This is a genomic window from Haemophilus haemolyticus (genome assembly GCF_003493605.1).
In the GTDB taxonomy this organism is placed as follows: Bacteria; Pseudomonadota; Gammaproteobacteria; order Enterobacterales; family Pasteurellaceae; genus Haemophilus; species Haemophilus haemolyticus_J.
In genome coordinates, this window is the sequence record NZ_QQKA01000001.1 from 246596 (window position 1) to 265810 (window position 19215).

Annotated in this window: 6 protein-coding genes and 4 tRNA genes; 3 read left to right on the plus strand and 7 right to left on the minus strand. The window is 40.7% G+C overall.

The features are described 5' to 3' along the window. Window positions 1-14 precede the first annotated feature (14 nt). Entirely contained in the window at window positions 15-611 is a 597-nt protein-coding gene (locus DV424_RS01210) for a DedA family protein (RefSeq protein ID WP_005632488.1), read from the minus strand. A gap of 225 nt (window positions 612-836) precedes the next feature. Here DV424_RS01210 and rplY point away from each other — a divergent pair, with 225 nt between their 5' ends. Continuing rightward, window positions 837-1124 carry a 50S ribosomal protein L25 gene (rplY, locus tag DV424_RS01215; RefSeq protein ID WP_005633680.1) on the plus strand — a complete coding sequence of 96 codons (288 nt, stop codon included), beginning with the start codon at window positions 837-839 and terminating at the stop codon, window positions 1122-1124. A 93-nt stretch (window positions 1125-1217) separates the two neighbouring features. On the opposite strand, the gene DV424_RS01220 is transcribed toward rplY, so the two are convergent. From DV424_RS01220 to DV424_RS01240, 5 genes are all read right to left on the minus strand, one after another. Further along, window positions 1218-1790 (minus strand): DUF2726 domain-containing protein, encoded by a 573-nt coding sequence (locus DV424_RS01220; protein WP_005653145.1) that lies wholly within the window; start codon window positions 1788-1790, stop codon window positions 1218-1220. Window positions 1791-1942: 152 nt separating this feature from the next. Then, a tRNA-Gln gene (locus DV424_RS01225) sits at window positions 1943-2017 on the minus strand. Between the two features lie 46 nt (window positions 2018-2063). Further along, a tRNA-Gln gene (locus DV424_RS01230) sits at window positions 2064-2138 on the minus strand. Between the two features lie 28 nt (window positions 2139-2166). Beyond that, window positions 2167-2251: transfer RNA gene (locus DV424_RS01235), tRNA-Leu, on the minus strand. A 5-nt stretch (window positions 2252-2256) separates the two neighbouring features. After that, window positions 2257-2333, minus strand: a tRNA-Met gene (locus DV424_RS01240). A 365-nt stretch (window positions 2334-2698) separates the two neighbouring features. Here DV424_RS01240 and lysC point away from each other — a divergent pair. Together lysC and purA are read left to right on the plus strand one after the other, a co-directional pair. Further along, entirely contained in the window at window positions 2699-4051 is a 1353-nt protein-coding gene (gene lysC / locus DV424_RS01245; protein ID WP_118858781.1) for a lysine-sensitive aspartokinase 3, read from the plus strand. Window positions 4052-4180: 129 nt separating this feature from the next. Beyond that, on the plus strand, window positions 4181-5479 hold the full coding sequence (purA, locus tag DV424_RS01250; RefSeq protein ID WP_118858782.1) for an adenylosuccinate synthase: 1299 nt from the start codon (window positions 4181-4183) through the stop codon (window positions 5477-5479). 130 nt (window positions 5480-5609) lie between these two features. Here the strand turns inward: purA and DV424_RS01255 are convergent, their stop codons facing one another. Further along, window positions 5610-19187, minus strand: coding sequence for an ESPR-type extended signal peptide-containing protein (locus tag DV424_RS01255; protein WP_192880618.1), 13578 nt, complete (start codon window positions 19185-19187; stop codon window positions 5610-5612). Between the last annotated feature and the right edge of the window lie 28 nt (window positions 19188-19215).

The following is a 19215-nucleotide window of genomic DNA, read 5'->3' on the forward strand; positions in this document are numbered from 1 at the left end:
TTTGATGACTTGGTTTATTTTTTCGATTTTTTCCATTTCCAGAAAAGAAATAGGGCAAGTAAAGCGATAAGCACATAAATCACTATTTGACCTTTTTGGATTTGAGCATGTAACCAGTCTAAATTTTTTGCGCCCAGTTCGCCTAAATAAACCCAAATTGGCACAGAAATAATGGCAGCACAGAAATCAATTAAGACAAAACGTGTGTAACTTACACGGCGAGTAATGCCAGAGACCATATAAATTGGGGCTCGCAAGCCGGGTAAAAAACGTGCGACAAATAATACTCGGTTGCCGTATTGACTGAATTTCTCACGCACCATTCTTAAACGTTGTAATGTCACGATTTTACGCATTGGGCGGAAACGTAAAATCTTCGTACCATAAATACGACCAAGCCAATACATACTAGAATCACCCGCAAGTACACCAATCATACTGACGAGCAACATTAAATGCGAATTAACACTTTCAGGATAAAGCCCCGCAATGACACCGCCAGAAACTAACGTGATATCTTCCGGAATCGGCACACCAAATCCACAAATAATTAAAACAAAAAGAACAGCCCAATAGCCGTAATCAGTAAAAAATCCAATCAGAAATTCCATAATCTTCCTACTTTATTTTTTATAAATATCGTAAAAAATTGCTAAGCATTCTAATCTTTTCAGGGTAAAAAACCTAGAAAAAGTTTGCTTTGAAAAGAGGGATATTCTATAATTCTCCGTCTCAAAGCATAGCTCGGTGCTTATTCTTTGAGAACAATATTTGGAAAATTGCTGGGTCGCCTGCAATTTTCTTTCTTTTAACATTAATTTAAAGAGAACATTAAAATGGCATTTAAATTTAACGCTGAAGTTCGTACAGCGCAAGGTAAGGGTGCGAGCCGCCGCCTGCGTCATAATGGTCAAATTCCTGCAATCGTTTATGGTGGTAGTGAAGAGCCAGTTTCAATCATCTTAAACCACGATGAATTAAACAACGCGCAAGCACATGAATCTTTCTATTCTGAAGTGATTACTTTAGTGATCGGTGGTAAAGAAGTTGCAGTTAAAGTGCAAGCAATGCAACGTCACCCATTCAAACCAAAATTGGTTCACATTGACTTCAAACGTGCGTAATTCACAAGTTTGAACAAAGTAAAAAAGCTAAGATATCAGTCTTAGCTTTTTTGTTCTGAGTATTTTAATTATTTCTTAATAAATACCTAAACTTTAATTTTTTATCAAATAACGTTTTAAGTTTTCACCAACAAATTCTAATTCTGCTTTTCCATAGTTTGGCTGAAATTCTAAAAAAATCACCCCAGCCTTTCGACAAGCCTCCCGTTTCACTGCATCACGCTTCGCTGCATTATCCTGATAATGTCCCTGCCCTTGATATTCAATTACTATTACGGCATAGCCGTTCTTATCTACAATCAGAAAATCTACTCGTTTACTATTTATCGCAAAATGGGCCTCTTTATCTATTGATTCTAAAAACTCTCCCATTGAAACCTGAGTAAATAAACGGAACTCTTGATAACCTTTAGACAACAACTTTTCTAAACGAAGAAAAAGTTGATATTCACTCTTATTCATCAAGGCTTTTCTTTTATACTTACTCAATATGACGACATCAAGATGATCATTTTTATTCACAATATTAATTTTATTTTCTGTCGAAAGATAAAGACGACTCTTCTTTGCATTACGACGAGTTGATCTCGATTTAGATGAAAATAAGCCAATTAGAAATAAAATAACAAAAATAAAGATAATGATGTATTGTAAAGAAAATTCCATATTGCTCTCCTAAATGAACAGGAAAACAAGGTAGCATTAATAGAATATTACTTTATATTACAAATAAATGTGTTTGAGATCTGGATCGCAAAAACAACCTTAAATAAGACAAAAAACTAGCTTTTATTAGAAATATGAGAATTTAAAAAATATGGCTGGGGTACTAGGATTCGAACCTAGGGATGCCGAGATCAAAACCCGGTGCCTTACCGCTTGGCGATACCCCAATAGAGAAATCTTTGATTAGATATAAAGAAGATTTATTTGATAGTATGGCTGGGGTACTAGGATTCGAACCTAGGGATGCCGAGATCAAAACCCGGTGCCTTACCGCTTGGCGATACCCCAACTACTATTTGACTTACAAAGCGATAAATGGTGCGGGACGAGGGACTTGAACCCACACACCTCTCGGCGCCAGAACCTAAATCTGGTGCGTCTACCAATTTCGCCAGTCCCGCAAATTTGGTGGCTACAGCGAGATTCGAACTTGCGACCCCAACATTATGAGTGTTGTGCTCTAACCAACTGAGCTATGTAGCCACTACCTTAATTTGCCTAACCATATCGGCTTTGCGGGGCGTATTATGCTGATTTTGACTATACTCGTCAAATACTTTTTTTAAAATATTTGGATTTTCCTTTTCATTTGATTATTAATAAAACACATCAACTATTTTTTACGCATTTATAGTCTGAATTAGCAACGAGATTATTTAGTTTGATGCTTTAAATTTTCTTTCTTGCCACAATCAGATTTATGACAAAGATCATATCTAAATATAGTTATGTTTAAAAAACAAACACTCTCTAAATTTTAAACAAAAATCTATTTGACAATAAAAAGCTAACTCGTTATTTGTATAGCTAATTACATAAAAAAACACACAACATCAATGGAGTATCTTATGTCCCATCTCTCAGTCGCCAAATTTGGCGGAACATCTGTAGCCAACCATGCAGCGATGACGGCTTGTGCAAAAATTGTCATCGCTGATCCAAATACACGCGTAGTCGTGCTTTCTGCATCAGCTGGGGTGACGAATTTATTGGTCGCTTTAGCAAATGGTGTAGAAGCGACAGAACGTGAAAAATTAATTGATGAAATCCGTCAAATTCAAGAGAATATTTTGAATGAGTTAAAAGACGACAGCCGTGTTCGTCCGATTATTGAAAAATATCTTGAAAATATTACCGCACTTTCTGAAGCAGCTAGTCTTGCAACCTCTCCCGCATTAACCGACGAACTCATCAGCCACGGTGAAATGATGTCAACTCAAATCTTTATTGAGATTTTACGTGAACAAAACGCATCGGGCACTTGGGTTGATGTACGTACAATTGTTGCAACCAATAACCATTTTGGTAAAGCCGCACCGAATGATGAACAAACCCAATTAAACAGCGATAGCATTTTAAAACCATTAATAGACCGAGGCGAATTAGTCATTACACAAGGTTTTATCGGACGTGAACCAAGCGGTAAAACAACCACATTAGGCCGTGGCGGTAGCGACTACTCTGCTGCCTTGTTAGCCGAAGTATTAAATGCAAAAGACGTTTTAATTTGGACTGATGTTGCGGGTATTTACACAACCGATCCACGCATTGTTCCAGCTGCACAACGCATCGACACAATGAGTTTTGCTGAAGCAGCTGAAATGGCAACCTTTGGCGCAAAAGTGCTACACCCAGCCACATTGCTCCCTGCGGTACGCAGCAATATCCCTGTTTATGTGGGTTCAAGTAAAGCTCCAGAAGCGGGCGGAACTTGGGTTACTCGCGATCCTCAACCTCGTCCAACTTTCCGTGCAATTGCATTACGCCGAGATCAAACTTTACTCACTCTTTCAAGCTTAAGTATGCTGCATGCGCAAGGTTTCTTAGCGAATGTATTTAACATTTTGGCTAAACACAAAATTTCAGTAGATACTATCACCACATCAGAAGTGAGCGTTGCATTAACATTAGATAAAACAGGTTCAGCATCTTCAGGGGCAGAATTACTTTCAGCTGAATTATTAGACGAACTTCGTCAATATTGTTCAGTAAAAGTCGATACTGGATTGTCATTAGTTGCATTAATCGGTAACGACTTACATATCGCTTCTGGTGTCGCAAAACGTATTTTTGACACACTTCAATCTTACAACGTGCGCATGATTAGTTATGGCGCAAGCACCAACAATATTTGTATGCTCGTGCAAAGTGAACATGCTGACGAAGTCGTTCGTTCATTACACAAATCTTTATTTGAATAAAGTAGAAAGCCTAAAGTGCGGTGAAAAATCACCGCACTTTTTCTTTTATATCATTGAGATTAAAACTGAAAAAGAGTAAAGTAAGCAACTGTTTATTTGACTAATTTAACCGAATAAAAGGCGGAAATTATGGGAAAAAGCGTTGTTATCTTAGGCGCACAATGGGGCGATGAAGGTAAAGGAAAAATCGTTGATCTGTTGACTGATCGCGTAAAATACGTAGTTCGTTATCAAGGCGGTCATAACGCAGGTCACACACTTATCATCAATGGTGAAAAAACCGTATTACGTTTAATTCCATCTGGTATGTTACATCCAAACGTAACTTGCTTAATTGGTAACGGCGTTGTAGTTTCGCCTGAAGCATTAATGAAAGAAATGGGCGAACTTGAAAGCCGTGGTATTAAAGTTCGTGAACGTTTATTAATTTCAGAAGCTTGCCCTTTAATCTTGCCTTATCATGTGGCTATGGATCACGCTCGTGAAGCAGCACTCGGCAAAAAAGCTATCGGTACAACTGGTCGTGGTATTGGCCCAGCTTATGAAGATAAAGTAGCTCGTCGTGGTTTACGCGTAGGCGATTTATTTGATAAAGAAGCCTTTGCCGAAAAACTCAAAAATATACTTGAATACTATAATTTCCAATTAGTGAACTACTATAAAGTTGAACCTGTCGATTATCAAAAAACCTTAGATGATGTAATGGCAATTGCCGATGTGATTACGGGAATGGTGGCAGACATCACTACAATTCTTGATACAGCGCGCAAAAATGGTGAGCACATTTTATTTGAAGGCGCACAAGGTACCATGTTAGATATCGACCACGGTACTTATCCGTATGTAACCAGCTCAAACACAACAGCTGGTGGTGTTGCAACTGGTTCTGGTTTTGGCCCGCGTAACTTAGACTATGTACTTGGTATCATCAAAGCTTACTGTACTCGTGTAGGTGGTGGTCCATTCACAACGGAATTATTTGATGATGTGGGTGCTGAAATTGCGCGTAAAGGTAACGAATTTGGTGCGGTAACAGGCCGTCCTCGTCGTTGCGGTTGGTTCGATGCCGTTGCAATTCGCCGTGCAATCCAACTCAACTCTATTTCTGGCTTCTGTATGACCAAACTAGACGTGTTAGATGGTTTTGATGAAGTAAAAATCTGCGTTGCTTACAAAATGCCAAATGGTGAAATCGTTGAATATGCGCCATTAGCCGCGAAAGATTGGGAAGGTGTAGAACCAATTTATGAAATATTACCAGGTTGGAAAGAAAATACTTTCCGCATCACGGATGTAAATAAATTACCACAAAACTGCATTAACTATATTAAACGTATTGAAGAAGTAACTGGCGTACCTATTGATATTCTTTCAACTGGCCCTGATCGTGTAGAAACGATGATTTTACGAGATCCATTCACTGCTTAATTTCTTTTGATTTTCAGACCGCACTTTAAAAGTGCGGTCTTTTTTTACCTTGTTTTTACAAAAAACTAAAAGGGCTAAATCCATTACAGAACTTAGCCCTTTAATTTACTCGCTATAAAGTGCGGTTAAATTACCAGAAATATCCTACTGCGGCACCACTCGTCACTTCACCTTGCGTGTTAGCCCCCATTGAGAAACGAATACCATATTTACCATTATCAGAAACACGAGAGTAACCCACAGCCACTGCAGCTTGGTCTTTATGCTGACCAATACCCGCTGTTGCGACAGATTGACCTGGTTTATGCGGTTGTAATAAGTTAGCCATCGCAGCAGAAGTCGCCATGCCCGCATTCATACGGTTGCCTAATTTATTAATTTGGCCTTGTAACTTATTACCCATCGCATGTAACTGGCTACCATTTATAGCATCTTTAGAAGTTGCTGAAATTTGACCAGGTGCAACATCAGTAATTTTCGCACCATTCACACTAAGTTCAGCAGGCTGAGCTGGTGTAGCTGGGCTAGTCGCTGTTGCTAGTTTTGCAGGTTGTGCTGCTTTACCCGTAATCTTAGGTCCTTCTTTACCAAATTTGACACTATCAAATTGAGGGTTCATTGAAGTTGCAATCGCAATATCACGACCATTACGAGTAATCTCGATATTGTTACCTGCATTAACATTAACCGTCTCATCCATTTTTACTTTAGTTGGCGAAGTATGAGCGGAAATCACTTTACCAGTAGAACCTTCAACCTTACTAGAATGAATATTAATACCACTATTCTGTAATTGATCAACATTCACCGCATCACTTGGTTTCGTACCCCATGCAACATTAGAGATGACGGTACCGCCCGTACCTTTATCTAAGCCTTTATCTTTTAGATATTGTACTTTAGCTTCTTCCTTCGCTGCATCCGCTGCAGCTTTAGAAGCGGCCTCAATAACATCCTTAGATTGACCTTTCAATAAATCCTTAATCTTCTCTTCTGCGGCTTTTGCGGCAGCTTCTTGTTTACCCGTCAATTCAGCAAGCTGAATTGGAGTTAAATCTTCTTTACGACTTGTTGAGGTGTATTTATCTCCTAAGCCATCAGGATCCATTGAAGCTGATGTACGAACGTTACTTGGTTCTACTTCTTTGGTTGTATCAAGTGTACCATCTGATTTAACTAGGTGCCATTTACCATCAGCAGCTTTAGCAACCTTATTACCATCCTTATCTTTAGAGGTAATTTGACTAATTGGTAAATCAACATTAAATCTCACATAAGTATTTGTGATTTTTTTACCATCTTTATTCACCTCATCCATAGTTGCAGCTTGAACTTTGGTATTTTTACCATCGGCAAAACGAACATTGTCATCTGGATTTACTTTCTCAAGTTTATCTGCTGATAACGCTTTACTATCATCATTAAATGCTTCATTAGCTTTAGATGAATCAGCCAAACCAACATTCCAACCTGATTCTTGAATAGCAGTTGCTACTGTATTTCCTGTTACAAATCCTGAACCATTATTTTCAACTTTATCTTTATTTGTAGTTTCAACTGGTTTAGTTTTATCAACTTTACCATTTACATCTTTTTCATAAAGTTTTCCATCTTTATCTCTTATTGCTTCTATAACTGTTCCATCTTCTTTTGTAACTTTTACATTATTTGTTACAGTTCCTTCTTTGATACCTACTGTAATTTCACGAATTCCATCAGCAGTAGTTTTTCCAGTGACTTCAATACCATTTCCACCTTTAAAGTCTACTTTGTTAGCATTACGTACTTGGTCATTATAGTTATTATCTGGCGTTCCTACTACCCATCCAAGTTTTTTAGCATCTTCAACAGATAACGCATTAGTTGATTTTGAATTATCTAAATCTGCTAATCCTGCTTTATCTGGATTTACTGGTGTTAATGGAGTTGCTCCAACCACTGGTTTTCCATCTGTTCCAACTTTTCCTTTTTCATACCATTTTCCATCATTTGCAAGTGTTAATTCTTTATTATCTTTATCTTTAACAGTTGTTCCTACTGCTAGTTGTATTGTTTTAGTTCCACTCGCTACATTTCCTAATTGTGTAGGTGTTATAGTTTGTTTATTTGGTTCAGTATCAGTATTTGAAACATTAGGATTTACAAGATTTGCTTGTATATTTTCCTTAGCTTTCGGTTGTTCGGCTAATGCTCCATCTGCATTTTTATATGTCTTAGTTGTTGGATCATACACTTTTCCTTCTAAATCTTTAGGATCGTAATATTTTCCATCTTCACCTTTTTTAACAATGTTTCCATCTGCATCTGTATATTTTACAGGTAAATCTACAACATCAACTTTTACAGTTGTTACTGTTTTAACTTTTCCAGAAGCATCTAACACTTCCCTCGTTGCAAGTTTCACATTAGTATTATCACCATCTGCAAATCTTAATTCATCATTAGGATTTACTTTCTCATCTTCATTTTTGAAATCTGATGCTGATAATGCTTTATTATTTTTACCTACAACAAATCCTGATTTTTCAATAGCATCTGCAACTTGGTTCCCAGTTACAAACTTAGATCCATTATTTGGTTTGTTAGTTGCTATCGGTGTTGCTGCCGCGGTTCCTGCTGGCGCTGCTCCATTTGTAAGTGTCGTTCCTGCTGGGTATACATTTCCATTAGAATCAATTACTGAATCTGTTGCATAAACATTTCCATCTTTTGCTACAGTTCCTACTGGATCTTTTCCTTGTTTAGGTTGTCCATCTGTTCCTATATCTTCCGGTTTATACGCTTTATCCCCAACTTTAACAAGTTTAGTTCCATCAGCTTTTGTTATTTCTGTTGGAGTTACTTCTCCAGCTTCCATTTCAAATGTTAATGTTCTTACACCTTTATCATCAGTTTTTCCACTTACTTGTATTCCATTTTTGCCAACGAATTTCACTTCGTTTGCGTTACGTACTTGATCAGAGTAGCTGTTGCCTTCAGCGGACACTACCCATCCCATATTTTGTAAATCGCCTACTGTCGCTGCGTTGTTAGGGTTAGAATTGCTGAAATCAACAAGACCTGATTTACCAATATTATTTGGCACACCTGCTATTGGAGTAGCATTTCCTTTTGGTTTACCATTTGCTTCCACTTGATCTGCTGGATACCATTTGCCATCGTTAGCTAATTTCACTGGTTCTTTCGCATCTGCTTTTGTTGCACCAGGTTTCAATACACCATTTTCAACTTTATCAGCAGGATAGAACTTATCGCCTACTTGTACAAGTTTTGTACCATCAGCTGCTACTGGAGCAAATGTTTTCGCACCGTTCGCTACATTACCCAATTGACTTGGTGTGTTAACACTGTTACCTGGGTTATCTTTTGTATTCGCTACATTTGGATTTACCAAGTTAGTGTTCACAGTATTTGGTATTGCACCAGCTTTTGGTGTAATTGTTGGCGGTTGTGTTGGATCCGCTGCATTTGGAGTTACCTCTACTGCATCACGTGGATACAATTTGCCATCGTTCGCACGTACATATCCATTAGTTGGATTACCAGCTGTATCTCTTTCGATATTTGGTGTGCCATCTGGATTTGCACGGTAGAACACATCGCCTACTTTTACCACTGGTACTTGTTTACCTGTTGTTGGATCTGTGATTGTGTTGGATACAGGAAGCCCTGTTACATTCACTTGTACATGAGACGTTAAGTTATCGTCTGTTGTCACAGATACGGTTGTATTACCACCATCACGGAAGTTCACAGTGTCAAATGGTTTTACGAAGTCTTTCGCTGCACCATTGTTTTGTAAGTTCCAACCTGCGTTCAATACGTCAGAAACTGTGGCTGCATTGTTACCAATGTACTTCGGATTAGCTTGTCCATCTTTTGTTTTTGGATTTGCTAATGCCGCAGCTTCTTCCGCTGTTAATGGCGCTTTGTTGATATTTTCTACATCGCCTGCTTTTTCTTTACCATCTGGAGCCGTAATCGTTTTAGAACCATCATTTACATTTGGAATGTTATTTTTTACATTTTTCAATGTCGTTGGGCTTGTTGTGCCTTCTGGTCCATTGATGGATGTAATCACATCACCTTTTGGAACTTCTGCACCAGATCCATCAGGCTTTTCAAAGAATTTAAGCTCTCCTTTTCCAGTATCTGGATTTGTAACCATCTTAGGATATACTTTTGTTCCATCTGCTTTTGTATAGTTCACTGGTGTAACAGAGTTATTCGTAGATACTTGGTCATCTACTTTCACAGTGATAGTACGTACACCGTCGACTGTTTTACCAGATACAATCGCAGTGCCTGCACCTACAAATTTCACTTCGTTTGCATTTTTCACTGTATCTGTATACGCCTTGTCTGTTTCACCTGTTGTTTTATCCGAAGATACAATCCAACCCATGTTACGTAGATCACCTACAGTAGCGGCAGTGTTGTCGCTTACTTTTGGTTTGAAACCATCTGTTGGAGTCGATAAATCGATTAAACCATTATTCGCTTTTGTAGATCCTGGAACTTCTTTTCCATCTACTGTATCACCATATTTTTGTAATCCAGATGTTACATTTCCTAGTTGTGTAGGATCTGTCGTTTTCTTATTCGGCTCTGTAGTTGTATTAGTTACATTTGGATTCACCAATTTAGATGTTAATGGATTTGTAGTGGTATCAATCGGTTGAATTACCACACCATTTTCATCGAGAGGTTGACCATTGGCATCGACCTTAGTGCTTGGTTTACCATTCTCATCCACTGGTTGACCTTTATCGTTGACTTTGTAGTATTTATCTCCAATTTTAGATACTGGTGTGCCATCTGCTGTTGTGTATGTCACAGGTAACCCTGTTACATTGTACGTTACATTGCTTGTAGTGCCATCATCTGATGTAGTAACTACCGCTGTTGTATTGATACCATTCACAAAGTTTACAGTATCATATGGTTTTACGAAATCTTTCGCAGTGCCATTATTTTGTAAGTTCCAGCCTGCTTGTAATACATCGCCTACTGTTGCTGCATTATGTGTGTTTACATAATTATTCGCTGTTGGATTTTTTGTATCTACACCTGCATGGCTTGTCGTCGGTGCTGTTGTATTTGTTTTAGCACCATCCAAGTTACCTTCTACATTAGACAATGTAGTTGGTGTTTTTGTGCCTTTTGGCCCATTTACGGAAGTGATTACCTCACTAGGCGGAATTTCTGTACCTGATCCATCTGGGTTCGGATAGAATTTAACGGATTTAGTGCCATCCCCATTATCTACTTCTTTAGGATATACTTTCGTGCCATCTTTTTTCGTATAGCTCACAGGTGTAACAGATTTATTCGTAGACGTTTGGTTATCTACTTTCACAGTGATTCTACGTACACCTTTGTCATCTGTTTTACCAGACACAATAGCCGTACCTTCGCCAATGAATTTCACTTCGTTTGCATTTTTCACTGTTGCGGAGTACGCATCAGTAGTAACTGTACCATTTGCTCCTGTAGTTTTATTAGAAGATACAACCCAGCCCATGTTACGTAAATCACCTACGGTAGCGGCGTTATTGTCCGATACTTTTGAACCTGCACTTGAGTTGCCTAAATTTATTAAATCTTTTTTGGCATCAGTACCGCCATAATTGGTCAGTCCGCTGTTTACATCCGTAATCGCCTTATCACCTGCACTAATGCCGTCTTTATTGACAGTTATCGCTTTAGGTGCTGTGCCGCCTGCCGGAGTCGGAGCCTGAATGGTCAATCCGTCGCCATTTATTTTGGTGGTTACATCACCTTTTTTAAACTCGGCAGAAGTTAAGTCGCTGAGGGTTTTAGATAACGCATAGGTAAAGGTTTTTTCCGAGCGTTTTAATAGCAAGTTTTTACCTGCGTCTAAAGTCAATACGCCATCTGCACCCACTTGTTGGGCATCCGTATCACTATCCGCAGTCTTATCGCCTTCAGCCAGCTCTTTACCTGAGTTGCTTGCCTTCGCTTTCCATGTAACCAAATTTTTAATCTTGGTTTCACCATCTGCAGTAATGTTACTTAGATTTTTATCGGCTTTGTCATCAACAGAATCGATTTTCGCTTTGGTCTCAGCGTTAATTTTAACTGTTACGCTATCTCCTGATGCCTCCGTCTCAATGCCATTTGCACCATTGATATTAAACTTCATCCCCCCAGCCTTATTCAAACTTTGACCGTTTGTTTCGCTCTTATTGTCGCCGCCCAATTTGATATTGTTATTGGCAACGGCGTTAAATTGGCTGCCGTTAATCGCATCTTTAGAATCTGCGCTAATGTTTCCGTCTGCGACGTTGGTGATTTTGACCGGATCAGTTCCGTTGCTGCCGGATACTTTCAAATCGTTACCGTCGGTTTTAGTTAATTTAGGACCTTTATTCCCACCGAGTTGTACGCTGTTGAACTCAACATCATCTTTTGTCGAGAATGTGAATTTACCGTCAGTTTGAGCAATTTTGATGTTTTTATCGGCTTCGAAAGTTACTGTATCGCCAGCTTTGACTTCTTGCTCTTTCTTGCCACTATTTTCGCCGTTTGTTGTGGCAGCAGAAGTTGCCTTCCAAGCAGCCGCTTTAATGGCATCTGCCACGTTGCCTACGGTGGCGATTTTGTTTTTATCGGCATCGGCTACGGTTGGTACAGATGAGGCAGTAATGTTGCCGGTATTAACTTTTAAGCCGTTGGCATCGGTTGTAAGGGTGTTATCGGCAGTTTTTACTTTAACGCCGCCATTTGTTACTTCTAAAGACTTATCTGCTGCTTTTACCTTGATTTTGTTGGTCGTAGCATCTTTTTCTAAACCATCACCAAGGTTTACGCTGTATTTGATTTTACTGGTTTTATTGTCTGTATTTTCAACAGATACAGTTGTGCCGTCGCCGTCAATAAAATTAACGGTGTCATAAGCGGTAACAAAATCTTTTGCCGTGTTATTTCCTTGCAAGTTCCAGCCTGCATTCAATACATCGCCTACGGTTGCAGCATTATTAGAGTTAACTTCATTAGCTGCAGTTCCCAATGTCGGTTTTGTTGCTGAAGTTGTCGGCGCAGTTGTACCGGTTTTCGCACCGTCAAGGTTGCCGGCCACATTGGTAATCGCATTGCCGCCGTTGTTTAAACCGTTTTGAGTTAATGAAACCAGATTCTTGCCTGCAGTTTTCGGAGTAATAGTTACACCGTCGTTAGTCAGCTTGGTTGTCGGCGCATTTTTGCCTGTGCCTTTAAACTCTGCACTGGTCAGGTTGGTTAATTCAGGGTTCAGGCTGTAAGTTACTTTACCGTTCGCTTCCTGTTTCACGGTTAAGTTTTTACCTGCAATCATTTCAACGGCTTTGCCCGGGTTGATGACTTCGTCACCGGTAGATTTAGTATCTTTTTCACCGCCTTCAGCTTTGGATGTTTTCAGCGTGAAGCCGGAGTTGTTGATCATATCCGCAACATTTTTAGCCGTAGCAACGCCTTTGTTATCTACAGCGTCATTTAATGCAGTTTCGGCAGCTTTTACTTTATTCTTAGCTGCTTCTTTTTCTGCTTCAGTTGCTGTATTAGGCAATGCAGCCAACTCGTCTTTTGCAGTTTTTAATGCATCTTGGAGTTTGGAATCGGTTGACGGCGCAATCACAGAACCGTCTTTGCTTGAAACCAGCTTGGCAGTTTTAGCATCAGGCACTTCCACATCAACGGTAATAGTGCGCACGCCGTTCACGGTTTTACCCGATACTTTGGCTGCGTGTGTGCCCACGAATTTCACTTCGTCCGCATTTTTCACTGTTGCGGAGTACGCATCAGTAGTAACCGCACCATTTTCACCTGTAGATTTATCAGAGGACACAATCCAACCCATATTACGTAAATCACCTACGGTAGCGGCGTTATTGTCCGATACTTTTGAACCTGTACTTGAGTTGCCTAAATTTATTAAATCTTTTTTGGCATCAGTACCGCCATAATTGGTCAGTCCGCTGTTTACATCCGTAATCGCCTTATCACCTGCACTAATGCCGTCTTTATTGACGGTTATGGCTTTAGGTGCTGTGCCACCTGCCGGAGTCGGAGCCTGAATGGTCAGTCCGTCGCCATCTATTTTGGTGGTTACATCACCTTTTTTAAACTCGGCAGAAGTTAAGTCGCTGAGGGTTTTAGATAACGCATAGGTAAAGGTTTTTTCCCAGCGTTTTAATAACAAGTTTTTACCTGCGTCTAAAGTCAATACGCCATCTGCACCCACTTGTTGGGCATCTGTATCACTATCCGCAGTCTTATCGCCTTCAGCCAGCTCGTTACCTGAGTTGCTTGCTTTCGCCTTCCATGTAACCAAATTTTTAATCTTGGTTTCACCATCTGAAGTAATGTTACTTAGATTTTTATCGGCTTTGTCATCAACAGAATCGATTTTCGCTTTGGTCTCAGCGTTAATTTTAACTGTTACGCTATCTCCTGATGCCGCCGTCTCAATGCCGTCTGCACCATTGATATTAAACTTCATCCCTCCGGCCTTATTCAAACTTTGACCGTCTGTTTCGCTCTCATTGTCGCCGCCCAATTTGATATTGTTATTGGCAACGGCGTTAAATTGGCTGCCGTTAATCGCATCTTTGGAATCTGCAGATATGTCGCCATCTTTTACATTGGTAACTTTTACTGGAGCTGTTCCATTAGGGCCAGATATTTTCAAGTCTCCATCATCTGTTTTAGACAATTTAGGACCTTGATTACCACCGACTTGTACAGTTGTAAACGTTACATTATCTTTCGTAGCAAATGTAAATTTGCCAGCATCTTGTGTAATCTTGATGTTTTTATCGGCTTCGAAAGTTACTGTATCGCCAGCTTTGACTTCTTGCTCTTTCTTCCCGCTATTTTCGCCATTGGTCGTTGCATCAGAGGTAGCTTTCCAAGCAGCCGCTTTAATTGCCTCTGCCACATTGCCTACGGTGGCGATTTTGTCTTTATCGGCATCGGCTACGGTTGGTACAGATGAGGCAGTAATGTTGCCGGTATTAACTTTTAAGCCGTTGGCATCGGTTGTAAGGGTGTTATCGGCAGCTTTTACTTTAACGCCGCCATTTGTTACTTCTAAAGACTTATCCGCTGGTTTTACAGAAATAGTATTGCTTGCCGTATCTTTCTGTAAACCATTACCAACGTTCACGTCGTATTTGACGTTTACGTTGCCAGTTTCTTTGCCGTTTGCACCTTTATCTTTTTCAACAGTTACGGTTGTGCCACTGCCGTTCAAGAAGTTCACTTGGTCGTCTTTATTGATTGTATCGACTTTGGTTTTGCCGTTGCCCGCGATATTCCAACCGCTTGCTTTTAATTGGCTTACGTTTACAGCATCATTGTCGTCTTTACCGTCAGCAACATTGGTGATTTTGACCGAATCAGTGCCATTCGCGCCGGAAACTTTGATTGTGTTGCCGTCGTGGGTGATTTTCGGACCATTATTACCAAATTGAACAGAGCTAAACTCCGGTGTATCAGTGGTTGCAAACTCAAACGATTTATTCGTATTGTTGTGTGTAACCGTTAAGTTTTTGCCTGCTTTAAAGGTCACCGTATCACCAGCTTTCACATTGTCTGCTACATCCGCTGTTACACCATTACCTGAAGCCGCCGCTTTCCAATAGGCTTCATTAATCGCACTTGCTACAGTTTCTGCTGTTGCAAATGTATTGCCTGTCCCTTCTGCTTTAACCTTACCGGCATTAGTTGTATCAGCTTTGATTGTCGTGGTGTTTACACTGTATTTCACTGTCGAGGTTTGACCATCCTTGCTTTCAACAGACGCAGTTGTGCCATCACCGTCCACAAAATCCACAGTATCGTAGGCTTTTACAAAGTCAACCGCTGTGCCCTTGCCTTTCAAGTTCCAACCTGCATTTAATACGTCACCCACGGTAGCGGCATTGTTTGGATTGACATAATCTGTGCCTTTCATATTCGTTGTATTTGGCACTGCTTGAGTTTTCGTGGCATTACTTGGCGCAGCTGCTGTATTTGCAGTGTCGCTATTTTTAGTAGCAGGAAGATTAGATTTCACATTAGAAATCGCATTGCCACCGTTGTTCAAGCCGTCTTGATTCAGCGTTACCGTTTTCTCCGGCGTATTTGCAACCGCATCTGCCGGTGTTGTTACTGTAATGCCTGCATTGGTCAGTTTGGTAATCGGCGCATTTTCACCTGTGCCTTTAAACTCTGCCGATGTCAGCCCGTTCAAAATCGGATTGAGCGAGTAGGTAAAGTCCGTACCTGCCTGTTTGATTATCAGGTTGTTGCCTGCTTTAAAGGTTACGCTGCCGCCCGCGCTGATTTTTTCGGTGGTTTGGGTATGACCGGACGTTGCGAAGCTGCCGCCGTCGGTACCGGACGTAATGCTCCACGCGGCATTGTTGACGGCATTTGCCACCGCATCAACTGTTGCCAGTTTGCCTTTATCTGCTTTAACAGGACGCACTTGACCCGCTTTTTCATCAGTACCTTTGTTAGTATCTGTAACCGTTTCGGTCGAGCCTGTAACCGCCTTCACTTTGCCGTCTGTGCCGACAGTGATTGTTGTACCGTCGGTATCAACCGCAACTTTGTTGTCATCATCCGCATCAATTTTGAGGCCTTTACCTGTATTCACATTAATGCCGTCTGCACCAACAGTCACACCATTGCCTGCTTTGGCTTTAATTTTGTTGGTCATAGCATCTTTTTCCAAACCATCGCCGAGGTTTACGCTGTATTTGATTTTACTGGTTTTATTATCTGTATTTTCAACAGATACACTTGTGCCTTCGCCGTCAATAAAATTAACGGTGTCATAAGCGGTAACAAAATCTTTTTCCGCGCCTTTTTCTTGCAAGTTCCAGCCTGCATTCAATACATCGCCTACGGTTGCCGCGTTGTTTTTGATGTCATCTACATTATTCGGTTTGTCTGCTTTAGTTGTCGGCGCAGTTGTATCTTTTTTCGCACCATTTAGGTTGCCGGCTACATTGGTAATCGCATTGCCGCCGTTGTTTAAACCGTTTTCGGTCAGACTAACATTCGGTTTTTGCTTACCGCCGGTCGTCGGCGCAGCGGGCGTAATGGTAATGCCGTCTGAACTGATGTTCACCGTCGGTTTGCCGTCGGCTTTAAACTCTGCGCTGGTCAGGTTGGTTAATACAGGGTTCAGGCTGTAGGCAAAATCAGCTTTTTTGACTTTCTTTTTAACTGTTTTGGTTTTGTCAAAATCATCCTGAACTTCAATTTCAACTTCGGTTTCATCACGGTCTAACTTCAAGTTGTTGCCGACTTGGAGTTGGACTTTATCTTGTGAACGGATTGCGGTTTCATAATCCTTATCCGTGGAATTTGTATTTGCTTTTTTAGATGTGAATTCGCCTGAAGATCCCGTTACCACATTACCGCTTGTGTTAAAACCTGCTGCAATTTTTTTGGTGATGGAGTTTAACTGGGAGCCGTTGATGGCATCGGTAGAATCTTCCGCCACGCGACCGGCCGCCACGTTTTTTAATTGGCGTTCTGCGCCGGAGCTACCAAAGGATACTACGTCGCCTTCAGAAGTATTGATACCGCCTGCCCATTTAAATGTATAAGCAATATCCTTTGAGCCATCAGAAACAATATTGCCGTCGCTGTCATAGTTCACACTTAATTGGCGCGTACCCAGCAACTCAGTAGTAGAACCCGTACCTATTGCCACCGCATTTTGGAGGGTTGCATGCGCCCCTGTACCCAATGCCAAAGAACCGATAACATCGGCACGCGCACTCGCACCAATGGCTGTTGCCAAATCACCTTTGGCTAAAGAATGCACCCCTAGAGAAGTGGAAGCATGACCGTTTTTATTTTTTGCACTAGAAAAGTCAATGCTCTTTACAGTCATCTCACGCCCGGTCAATTCTTTAAATGCCTCAGCGATTGTACCTGTAGTCGGTGTTGTCCCCGCAAAACTATAGTGGCGGACAATGTTCTGACCGTTAATTCTCTCAGTTACATCTTTACTGATTATTGAGTTAGTTGCTTTGTCAAAAGATGTGTTTTGTTTAGAAGCTGATTTAACATCCGCCCCGCCAATCATAATAGAGGAATCGCCTTGCGCATTAGTGCCCAAGCCGATTGCCAATGCACCTTCTTTACCGGTTGCCTTAGCTTTATAACCGATTGCCACATCGCCTTCTTTTGCCAAAGAAGCCGTACCTGCCGCCACTGCATACTTACCATCGGCAAAAGATCCCATACCGATGGCTACCGCCGCTTCGGCATTAGCTTGAACTTGTGAACCCGCACCGATTGCCGTTGCACCGAAAGCACCTTTACGCACCAAAGCATTCGTACCAAGTGCCGTTCCCAATGGTGTTCCTGAATGAGCTTGTGCTCCTAATACTACTGAACCATCTTGTGCATAAGTTGCTTTATATGCCGTATCTAACTTGGTACCAACAAGATCATTATAAGTCGCACTAATTGTTTTATCAGATATTTCTGCATCTTGATTATGGTCTATTGTGTCTGTAACAGCAAAATTTTCTTTGGTTGATTTGTAATATTTTTTATTTGCAAATTGAGTAATATCATTTCCACCTAATGCAATAGCACCCATACCAGCAATAGTTTGAGCCCCTATTGCCACAGATTGGTCTCCTATAGCACGTGCATTACGACCTAAGGCTGTGCCTTCATTAATATTTACATTTGTGTATCCGTTAGTACCACCTGCTATTTTTTGATAATCTGCAACATTTTTAACACCAAACGCTTTTTTCAGCACTTCATCATTATTATCAACATCTGTAGCATTCTGCACAGGCATACCATTATTATCTAACTTTCTAAATCCTGCTCCGGCACCGGCCCCTACTGCAACAGAAGAGTTTACAGAGCGTCCATCAGTTTGATTTACCCCTGTATAAGCACCAGTACCAATAGCTACACCGCCAGCATCTCCACCATTAAGATTTTTCCCAGCATTGTTAGTTCCCGACATAGCACCATAACCAATGGCAATACTATGACCTTGACCTTGATCTCGAGTTTCAGCTTCTTTACCGAAAGCAATATCATTAGCTTTATTTGCTTTACTGGAGTTACCAAAAGCCATTGCAAAATTAGCACCGGTATTTGTTTTACTGCCATATCCTATGGCATAACTATCGTCACCTAGCGCGTTCGATCCAGCTCCCAATGCTACAGATGAAGGACCACTTGCTATTGTGTTATAACCTAAAGCAAGACTATTATTATGCCTTGCAGCAGAGTTATACCCTATAGAAATAGATCTAGGATGACTTGCATTGCTTCCCCATCCAATGGCATAACTATTCTCGCCTGTAGCTTTCGCTTTATTTCCCAATGCCACAGATTGCTTACCACTTGCTTCAGCATCCTTACCGATAGCTACAGCAGTATCGGATGTTGCTTTTGAGTCTTTACCAACAGCAATAGATTCGCTACCACTTGCAGTAGCCGTCCCAGTTGAATTAATCTGAATCAACCCACTTGCAGCATCAGCCGCATAAGCCGAATGACCGCTTAATAACGTCAAGGCGATGGCTGAAGATTTAATAAAATTGCCTGAAAATTTGACCGCACTTTTTTGTGCATTTGATGAGCTTTGTTTTTTATGTGCTTTGGTTAATTCGGATACCGCCACCCAAGATTGGGTTGCCCGGCTCCATACAATACGGAAAATTTTATTCATAAATGCCTCACTAACCATATAAAAAACA